This is a genomic window from Streptomyces sp. SID12488, assembly GCF_010548275.1.
Classification (GTDB): Bacteria; Actinomycetota; Actinomycetes; order Streptomycetales; family Streptomycetaceae; genus Streptomyces.
Window position 1 is genome coordinate 41,883 of record NZ_JAAGLT010000045.1, and the last position, 7,762, is coordinate 49,644.

Genomic DNA, 7,762 nt, shown 5'->3' on the forward strand with positions numbered 1-7,762 from the left:
ACTGACACCCAGTTCGCGGCTCAGTCGACTACTGAGCAAGGCATCGGTGACCACTCCGCTTCGGGGCCGGGGCGGACGCGGCGCTGGTGGACAAGACCACCAGCGAATGATCGTGGGCAGACGCAGGGATCCGACGGCGGCGTAGGACGCATCTACTGAGCAGGCAGGCAATCGGTGGGCTGAGACTGAGACTGCGAATGCCTGGGCCGCGTCGGTGCCGCGTCGCGGTCCGTCCATCACCTTGCAGGCACCGTGCGCGACCGCGATCATGTGCGCAACCTCTGTCATCTTCGTCCGGTCCAAGGGCCTTTTGACCGGTGGGCCGCGTACCCGGGCCGGGCTCCTCACTCCGGAACGAGTTCCACCGTCGTTGTTACCTGGGTGAGGGCGGGTTTCCGCGGCACAGAGCCGAACCCGAACCGCACGGGCGGATCGACCGGTGCCAATGCACCGAGGTCGCTGCCCTCGAACACCGCCGACATGGCACGGATCGGCCGCAGATCACGGGCGCCGTACCACTCCCTGCGGCCCCCGCCAGCACTGCCACGGGTCCGCACGCCGGGCAGTAGTGCACGGGCGGGAAAGGCTGTGAGCGCGCTCCACGCCGGACGACGGGCGAGGGCACCGGGCACGGCACACAGCAAGAGCCCCAGAAGTCCTCGCCGACCGGTGGTGAAGCGCAGGGCGAGGGAGCCTGCGGTGACTGTCCAGGCGTGTCCGTCGACGCTCACCTGGACCGGAACGACACGCACGGTGTCGAAGACGTAAGTTCCGCTGACGAAGTCCGCCGTCTCCCGCGTGGGGGCCATGAGCACGCGTTCCCCATCGGCCCGCTCCAGCATCACATCGCTGAACGGTCCGAAGGGCGACCGAGGCCAGTGTCCAAGCACCACACGCGTCCCGGAGGACGTGCCCAGGCCAGCGATCCAGCCGTCGAAGCGCAGTCGCGAACGCTGCCGTGTTGCGCCCAGAATCCGGCTCATCGGCTCCAACTCCTGGTTGTTGGTCCAACGGGCCGGGAGAACCTCCGGCGCTCGCATCCGGTCGTCATGTCGAGTCACGTCCAGCCTCCGACTCACAGGGCAGGGAGAGTCCCGGCCAGCCGTGTCGGACACCTGCGAGAAGTGCACCACGGGCTCGGTGACCGACGCCGGCAGGACGGTGGCGGTCGTCCAGCGGGCCGCCGGGGCGAACGAGCATGCGGTAGGAGGGCCCACCGCTCTATCGCGAACCGGCGTAGGCGACGGTGTCCCCGCCTGCGGACACGCTGAGGGTGCCTGATTTGTAGAGCGCGCCGACGGCACGAGCCGCCACCATCAGCGGGTAGGCGACCTCGATGGAATAGAATCAGAGCCCGTCGCGCCCGTTCCGGTGGCGGACGTAGGTCCGCAGGTTGGTCGCCGCGAACGTCGGGACACCACGCATCCAGGCGGGTACGCCGGGCGACCGGACGTCCGCCATGACAAAAGGCGTGAGCCCCCGGGCGGTCTCCTCGTACCCGTCCACCACCTGGCCCTCGGGCAGCATCACCTGCACCGGCTGCGAGGGGAGGGCCCAATGCACGAACGTCTGCGTCACCCACCCCGCCCGCAATGCGGGGCACCCGCACCCGCCGCTCCGCCGCATACGCCACCACGGGCGCCGAGTTCCCCACCGGAGACCACGGAAACGCGCAGGATTCGGGCGCGGGGCTCTACCGGAAGTGATCCGGCCCGCAATACCAAATGTTCGGTCGGAGTTGCTCGCGAGCGCCGCGCCTTGGCTCCGGTACAGCGCGACCGCTTGTGGGGGAGCGATGACAGCCCTGCGCGAGCTGGCCTCGCCCCGCCCCGCGACCCCCTGATGATCGGGGACTCGAAACTGGGCCCTACCGCAAACTGCTGAGCCTGCAGAAAATCGGATGAACTTCATCGCCGCGGTCCAGATGGGTAAGATTCCCCACAAACTGCTCACGGCGAACGGCTCAGGAACATCGCTGGTACGGGCCAATTCACGCCCAGAGGGGAACTATGTCGTCCCGCACCGGGTAGACGGCGTCAGGGGTGGCCGGTCGCGCCGCCCCTACGGCGACACTGAGGAGGATCCGGTGGACGGGATCGTGCTGCTCAAGGAAGACCACAAGACCGTGGAAAAGCTGTTCAAGCAGTTCGAGAAGGCCGGTGACAACGCCCACGCCGAGAAACGCAAGATCGTCGACCAGGTGATCGACGAACTCACCACCCACACCTGGATTGAGGAGAAGATTTTCTACCCGGCCGCCCGCGAAGCTGCCCCCGATTCCAAAGGCCATGTCCTGGAGAGCGTCGAAGAGCACCACATCGTGCTGTGGATGCTCTCCGAACTCAAGGGCCTCGACCCGACCGACGAGCGGTTCGACGCCAAGATGAGTGTCCTCATGGAGAACGTGCGCCACCATGTCGAGGAAGAGGAGAAGGAGTGGTTTCCCGACGTCCGCAAGGCCATGGGCCGTAACCGCCTCACCGAACTCGGCGAACAGATGGAAAAGGCGAAGAAGAAGGCTCCGGGTGAGCCCCTCGCCGTCCCCAGCGCCCACGAGTAGCCCACGGATAAGGGACCGCGGACCAGCGCCGCAGCCCACCAGGGGACCCTGCCCCAAAGCCAGGGCTCACCGCACCCGAGACGCCAACGCCGCCCCATGAGGGGAGGGGCTGCGGACTCTGTCGAAGGTCAGGCAATGCGGTTCTGTCGACGGCCTTGTGACATCGGCAAGATCACGGGCTGTGAAGTGTGCGTTTGCGCAGGAGGTCGAGGTTGGCCCGGCCAGATCCCATGCGCTTGAGGAGCTTGACGCAGATCACGTGACCCTCGACCTCGCCTGAGCTCCAGGTGGCGGTCAGATGTCCGTAAGCCCGGTTCCCCAGGGCCATGCCACCGTGACGCCATGGACCAATCTCTCGTGACACGGCGCATCCCCGCGTTGAAAGGGCATCTCGATCTCAGCGACGGCCGACTGAGCGCGGTGCTGCTGGCCTTCGCGGCGGGGGCTATCTGCTGCTGGGCTGGCTCGGCTGATCTGCGTTCCCGTCCACGGACGCTCGGGCCCGCCGGGGGCAGCGCAGCCCCCCAGCTCGCGCCAGCGCCGCGTGGCGGGGCCTGGACGGGTGCGGCGAGGGCGAGCAGCACGGGGACCTTCACCCGCCGGGGGTGACCCGGCATCGTGAATTGATCAGGGAGGCGCAATGCTCAAGCGCGCAAGCTGCGAGTCTTCGAGGAAGCATGGAAAGGCGTAGACGGCAGACTGCGGTTGATCGTCTTCGTGGGAGCGGCCACCTGCGCCGCACGCACTTTCGGTGGTGGCCTGGCTCGCGGGTCTGCAGCGGAGATGCTGAGGGCGCGATCCAGATGTTCCTGAGTTCGGCGGTCTGAGGACGTCGAGAACGTGTCCCTGGCTCCGTCCCAGGGACATCAGCGGCCACCACCGGCCGTACGAGGAAGAAGGAGAAACCAGCATGGCGATTCAGCGGATGGACAATGTCGGCATCGTCGTCGAGGACATGGATGCCGCCATCGCGTTCTTCGTGGAACTCGGTATGGAGCTGGAGGGCAGGGCGGAGGTCGAGGGCCTCGTCGCCGATCAGTGCACCGGACTCGACGGCGTCCGCTGTGACATCGCGATGGTCCGGACGCCGGACGGTAACAGCCGGCTCGAGCTGGCGAAGTACCGCAGCCCCGCGCTGATCAGCGCCGGGCCGCGCAACCGGCCGCACAACATTGTGGGCACGCACCGCGTCATGTTCGCCGTCGACGACGTCAAGGACACCGTTGCTCGCCTGCTCCCGCACGGTGCCGAACTCGTCGGCGAGATCGCCCGGTTCGAGGACAGCTATCTCCTCTGCTACGTCCGCGGCCCGGAGGGCATCATCGTCGGACTGGCCGAGCAACTGCGCTAAGAGGGAGCAACGGAAGCATGTAGCCGAACGAGATCATCGAGGTTCTGAACGGCCGCGCCCGATCAGCCAGGAGCTGTTGGCCCGTAACGTGACCCGCCTGGCCTGCGTCGCCAAGGAGGGAACCCCGCGCGGCGTATCGATCGCCTTCACCTGGAATGGGTCGGATCCGGCAGGGACCGGGTGGAAGACATGGGCGACGCCTTCCACTGTGCGTCGTGGATGCGGGATGGTGTCACCCGGTCGGTGGACCCGTGGCCGGGCTTTGTTCGGATTGGCGGCGTGTTCGGGCCTCAGTGACAGGTGAGCACGGTGTGGGTGACGTGGTCGATTTCTGGCTGGGTGAGTTCGGGTGCGATGGGCAGGCAGAGGGTGCGGGTGGTGAGGTCGTGGGCGTGGTCGGCGGAGGCTACGCGGTGGGGGATGCGGGTGAAGGCGGGCTGCTGGTGGGGCAGTACCGGGTAGATCTGTTCGGTGGTGATTCCGGCTGCGGTGAGCTGGTCGGCCAGGCGGCGGGCTTCGTGCGCGGTGGGGAGGGTGATCGGGTACTTGTAGTAGGTGTGCGGGCGGCCGGGTGCGTCGTCCGGTGTCTGCAGCGGCAGGCCGGCGAACGCGTGGTTGTAGTGGGCGGCGATGTCGCGGCGTTGTCCGATCCACTGGGGGAGCAGGCTGAGCTGGTGGGTAATGACGGCTGCGTCGAGTTCGCTCAGCCGGCCGCGGTGACCTGGGACATGGTGGACGTGGCGGTCCTGGTGCCGGCCCAGGTCGATGAGTTGGCGCAGCAGCGGGACCATGCCGGGGTCGCGTGCGATGAGCAGGCCGGCGTCGCTGAGGCCGCCGAGGTTCTTGCCGGCCCACATGGAGAAGCAGCCGATGTTGCCCAGAGTGCCCGCCGCCCGGCCGTGATGGGTGGCGCCGGCAGCCTGGGCGCAGTCCTCGATGACGGCCAGGCCGTGTTGTCCGGCGATCGCGTTCAGGGCGGTCATGTCGGCGCACTGGCCGCACATGTGGACCGCGATGACGGCTTTGGTCCGTGTGGTGATGGCGGCCCGCACGGCGTCGGCGTCCAGGGTCCGGGTGAGCGGGTCGATGTCGGCGACGACCGGGACAGCGCCTGCGTGGGCGGGTGCGAAGCTAGTGGAGACGAACGTCAGCGCTGGCACGATCACCTCGTCCCCCGCGCCGATGCCGAGAGCCCGGCAGGCGGCCTCGAGGGCCATCGTGCCCGAGCTCGCGCCCACAGGATGGCCGCCCCACAGCCGGCCCGTCACGCGTTCCAGCTCCCGTACCCGGGGGCCGCCGTGGAACACGCCGCTGGAGAGGACTTCATCGGTCAGACGCAGGATTTCGGCGCGCATGGCCTGCAGACGCCGGCCGTGGACCTCGGCGGGAACGGTGAGAACGCCCGGCGGGACAGTAGTGCTCATCAGAAGGGGACATCCGTTTCCGAGTACCGGCGCCGACGGGGCGGGGTATCACCAGGGGGAAGGGCATGGTAGGCAGTGCCGGCACGCGACCTTTGGAGCTCCCGGCTGCGGCTTAACGATCAAGGCGGCGAGTGGTTCCGCCCGGGCGCTGGTGATATCGGCCGTCGGGCGGTGTCGTCAGGGCCCCACGGCACGCAGTCCAAGAGAGGGCCGGTCAGGAGCAGCTGCCGGCCGTGACGAATCGTCCGCGTATGGACTGGTCTTTGATGACTCCAAACATGGCAATCGCTGTCCGAGTTCCTTGCGCAGACTGTCAGCAGCGACTCCAATCGGGCGCTCATCGATGCCATCGTCGCGGGCCTGTACGAGCGGTTCACTGCCATCGACAAGATGACGTACAAGGCAGTTCACGCGCAGGCCACGATCGAGATCGCCAACCTCTGCGCATTGAACACGTACATCGTCTGCGGCGAGATCATCAGCCTGTACATTCGGACCTTCGAGCAGCAAAACGAGCCGTTGCCTGCAGGCGGGGCGGTCGCTGGCGACACGGAAGCGACAGTTCACTGACGCATGCCGAGATGCGGCATGCCACCCGCGTTGTAGTAAATCAGGGGTGAGTGGTGTCCCGGATCAGCGGCGGGAAGTCCCCGGCCGTACCGGAAGCGCCCGCACGCTGTTGCCGACGAAGCTGGAGTGAGGGGAGAGTTCCGCCTCGGGCACGGCGAGGTCGAGGCCGGGGAAGCGGGTGCTCAGCGGTCAGAGACAGCTCGACCGGCGTCTTCACTGGCCCGTCCGCACACAACAACGCGTCGGTGAGCTCGAAGTACGCATCCGCCCGCGCCGACAAACAGCCGTAGAAGTCGGTCCGGAAGTGTGACAGTTCCTCGAATGCGTCCCGCTCGCCGACCCGTTCCAGCACACTCATCACCACGGCCTTCTTCGTGAACACCCTGATCTCGTCGCAGAGTTCAGGATCACGAGAAGGCCGTACCCACGTCAGGCGATCACCCGAACGAGCGACCTGGCGGACGCTGATGATCAAGGGACAAGCTCAGCCGCGTCGGCTGGCCCTGATCCGGCAGCGGGTGGACCAGGCACCAGCGGGCAGCAGTCGCTCCCCCCTCGCCCGCACGACCACCAGCCGACCGCCCTCGAAGCTGACTCGATCACCGACGGACAGGAAGAGCGGTCTCGTCAGCTCGAAGGCGTAGCCAGCGTCGGTCTCAAGCTCCTCCACCAGCACCAGCACCAGCCGCGAGGTCGGCGTGGCCCCATCAGCAATCAGGCGCATGCCGAGATGGTCCCACGCCATGCGGCACCGCAACGGACCAATCGAGAAGGTCAACGAACCGGAGGTTAAGTAGCTGTTGTCGTTCCGATCTTGAGGGGTGTGCGTCGAACGGGAGTCTCGATCGGGTGGTTGCCGCCGGCTGCGGGCATGAAGGCAGGGCCTCTTGGTAGCTCGGGGTTGCGAAGCCAACCGAGATCCAGGAGACCCTGTTGCCGCAGTTCTACGTGCTCACGCCGGTGGAGTTCAACTCGGCTGCACTGACGTGTGATTGTGTCGCTCACCGGTTCGGAAACGCGGCCGATCACCCGGAACGTGTTCGGCGGTATCCCTCGGACATGACAGACGCGGAGTGGGCCGTGGTCCGACCGCTGCTGCCGGTGCCGGGCTGGCTGCGGGGCCGGGGAGGGCAGCCGGAGGCGTACTGCCACCGGGCAATACTCGATGCAATCCGCTACCTCGTCGACAACGGCATCAAGTGGCGGGCGATGCCCGCCGACTTCCCGCCGTGGGACCGCGTCTACGCGTTCTTCCGCCGCTGGCGCGATCACCTGCTGGTCAAGGAGTTCCACGACCGGCTGCGCGCCAAGGTCCGCGAGAGGGTGGGCCGAGACGTGGAGCCGACGGCCGGGGTGATCGACTCGCAGTCCGTCAAGGCGGACGCCGTCGTCGGTGCGGACAGCCGCGGCTTCGACGGCGGAAAGCTGGTCAACGGGCGCAAGCGGCACGTCGTGGTCGACACGCTCGGCCTGCTGCTGGGCGTGATGGTCACCGCCGCGGACACCGGCGACCGCGCCGCCGCACAGGTCCTGCTGCGGCAAGTCGCCGACGCGCACCACCGGTTGGAACTGGTCTGGGCCGACGGCGGCTACACCGGCAGCCTCGTCGCCCACTGCCTCACCGTGCTCGCCCTGGTCCTGGCGATCGTCAAACGCAGCGACGACATGCGCGGCTTCGTGGTCCTGCCCAAGCGGTGGATCGTCGAGCGCCTCTTCGCCCACCTGATGCGCACCCGCCTCCTGGCGCGCGACTACGAGCGCCGCACCACCAGTGCCGAAGCGATGATCTACTGGTCGATGATCCTGCTCATGACCCGCCGCCTGGCCCGGCCACACCCGCAGTGAGCGTGAACCGGC

At 67.5% G+C, this 7,762-nt stretch carries 8 protein-coding genes and 1 pseudogene; 4 read left to right on the forward strand and 5 right to left on the reverse strand.

Features of this window, described 5'->3' with window-relative positions; all coding sequences use genetic code 11:
- Positions 1 to 344: 344 nt before the first annotated feature.
- The gene (locus tag G3I56_RS39785; protein WP_164417969.1) at positions 345 to 983 is read right to left on the reverse strand and encodes a hypothetical protein; all 639 of its coding nucleotides are present in this window, start codon (positions 981 to 983) and stop codon (positions 345 to 347) included.
- A 364-nt stretch (positions 984 to 1,347) separates the two neighbouring features.
- Complete coding sequence (locus G3I56_RS44450; protein WP_343240197.1) at positions 1,348 to 1,578, reverse strand: DUF2071 domain-containing protein; 231 nt, start codon at positions 1,576 to 1,578, stop codon at positions 1,348 to 1,350.
- 508 nt (positions 1,579 to 2,086) lie between these two features.
- On the opposite strand from G3I56_RS44450, the gene G3I56_RS39795 reads away from it, so the two are divergent.
- Positions 2,087 to 2,560, forward strand: coding sequence for a hemerythrin domain-containing protein (locus tag G3I56_RS39795; RefSeq protein ID WP_164417971.1), 474 nt, complete (start codon positions 2,087 to 2,089; stop codon positions 2,558 to 2,560).
- Between the two features lie 910 nt (positions 2,561 to 3,470).
- The gene (locus G3I56_RS39800) at positions 3,471 to 3,911 is read left to right on the forward strand and encodes a VOC family protein (RefSeq protein ID WP_164417947.1); all 441 of its coding nucleotides are present in this window, start codon (positions 3,471 to 3,473) and stop codon (positions 3,909 to 3,911) included.
- Positions 3,912 to 4,201: 290 nt separating this feature from the next.
- On the opposite strand, the gene G3I56_RS39805 is transcribed toward G3I56_RS39800, so the two are convergent.
- Positions 4,202 to 5,335, reverse strand: coding sequence for a DegT/DnrJ/EryC1/StrS family aminotransferase (locus tag G3I56_RS39805; protein ID WP_164417949.1), 1,134 nt, complete (start codon positions 5,333 to 5,335; stop codon positions 4,202 to 4,204).
- A gap of 390 nt (positions 5,336 to 5,725) precedes the next feature.
- Here G3I56_RS39805 and G3I56_RS39810 point away from each other — a divergent pair, with 390 nt between their 5' ends.
- Entirely contained in the window at positions 5,726 to 5,905 is a 180-nt protein-coding gene (locus G3I56_RS39810; protein ID WP_164417951.1) for a hypothetical protein, read from the forward strand.
- 178 nt (positions 5,906 to 6,083) lie between these two features.
- On the opposite strand, the pseudogene G3I56_RS45180 reads toward G3I56_RS39810, so the two are convergent.
- Positions 6,084 to 6,263 (reverse strand): annotated as a pseudogene (locus G3I56_RS45180) (transposase); the annotation flags it as partial.
- Positions 6,264 to 6,389: 126 nt separating this feature from the next.
- The gene (locus G3I56_RS39815; protein ID WP_164417953.1) at positions 6,390 to 6,629 is read right to left on the reverse strand and encodes a hypothetical protein; all 240 of its coding nucleotides are present in this window, start codon (positions 6,627 to 6,629) and stop codon (positions 6,390 to 6,392) included.
- Positions 6,630 to 6,964: 335 nt separating this feature from the next.
- Between G3I56_RS39815 and G3I56_RS39820 the strand changes: the two genes are divergently transcribed.
- Positions 6,965 to 7,750 (forward strand): IS5 family transposase, encoded by a 786-nt coding sequence (locus G3I56_RS39820; RefSeq protein WP_164417955.1) that lies wholly within the window; start codon positions 6,965 to 6,967, stop codon positions 7,748 to 7,750.
- Positions 7,751 to 7,762 lie beyond the last annotated feature (12 nt).

Coding starts and splice junctions, on each gene's coding strand:
- G3I56_RS39785 (WP_164417969.1), bottom strand. CDS start 983: ATGAGCCGGATTCTGGGCGCAACACGGCAGCGTTCGCGACTGCGCTTC.
- G3I56_RS39800 (WP_164417947.1), top strand. CDS start 3,471: ATGGCGATTCAGCGGATGGACAATGTCGGCATCGTCGTCGAGGACATG.
- G3I56_RS39805 (WP_164417949.1), bottom strand. CDS start 5,335: ATGAGCACTACTGTCCCGCCGGGCGTTCTCACCGTTCCCGCCGAGGTC.
- G3I56_RS39810 (WP_164417951.1), top strand. CDS start 5,726: ATGACGTACAAGGCAGTTCACGCGCAGGCCACGATCGAGATCGCCAAC.
- G3I56_RS39815 (WP_164417953.1), bottom strand. CDS start 6,629: ATGCGCCTGATTGCTGATGGGGCCACGCCGACCTCGCGGCTGGTGCTG.
- G3I56_RS39820 (WP_164417955.1), top strand. CDS start 6,965: ATGACAGACGCGGAGTGGGCCGTGGTCCGACCGCTGCTGCCGGTGCCG.